This window comes from Vibrio sp. 10N.222.48.A3, assembly GCF_041475345.1.
Lineage (GTDB): Bacteria > Pseudomonadota > Gammaproteobacteria > Enterobacterales > Vibrionaceae > Vibrio > Vibrio tasmaniensis_A.
On record NZ_JBFRVX010001710.1, the window covers coordinates 1 to 508 of the forward strand.

General features: G+C 36.6%; 2 protein-coding genes. One reads left to right on the forward strand and one right to left on the reverse strand.

The genetic code is table 11. From position 1 onward, the window contains the following. On the forward strand, window positions 1–143 hold a 143-nt coding region (locus tag AB4653_RS28545), incomplete at its 5' end, for a DUF3693 domain-containing protein (RefSeq protein WP_372106006.1). 150 nt (window positions 144–293) lie between these two features. Here AB4653_RS28545 and AB4653_RS28550 read toward each other — a convergent pair. Further along, window positions 294–508: response regulator (locus tag AB4653_RS28550; RefSeq protein WP_372106004.1), on the reverse strand; the 215-nt coding region annotated here is incomplete at its 5' end.

Consider the following 508-nt stretch of genomic DNA (forward strand, 5'->3'; position numbering starts at 1 on the left):
TACTAAATTGCTCTAACACACTGTGGAACAGCATTGCAAAAAAGTATAATGGGCTTGGTTTAACAAGTATTTCAATGGCTTGCGGTGCTATAGCCCTAGGGATAGAACCCTCGATTCAGTGCGTATTATGTATATTATGTTAAATTGAGTTTGGTGTTTATAAGGCAGGTACCTTTATGTGATGCCCTGCCTCTTGTTTGACTACCAAACTGACGTTCCATTTAACAGTAAGTCTATTTACCATAAAATACCTAATAAACATATTTCCTAATCTTCGATTAAGAATACGTTTATTAGACTTCAAGCATTAACCTATCAATTGCTTCAATGATCTCTTTGGTTCTTACAGGTTTGGTAATGAAATCATTCATACCGACATCTAAACAAGAAAATTTATCTTCTACTGATGTGTGTGCCGTTAGCGCGACAATTGGTGTTTTGATGTTTGCGTCTCTCATGTATTTGGTTGTGGTTATTCCGTCCATAACTGGCATCGACACATCCATCA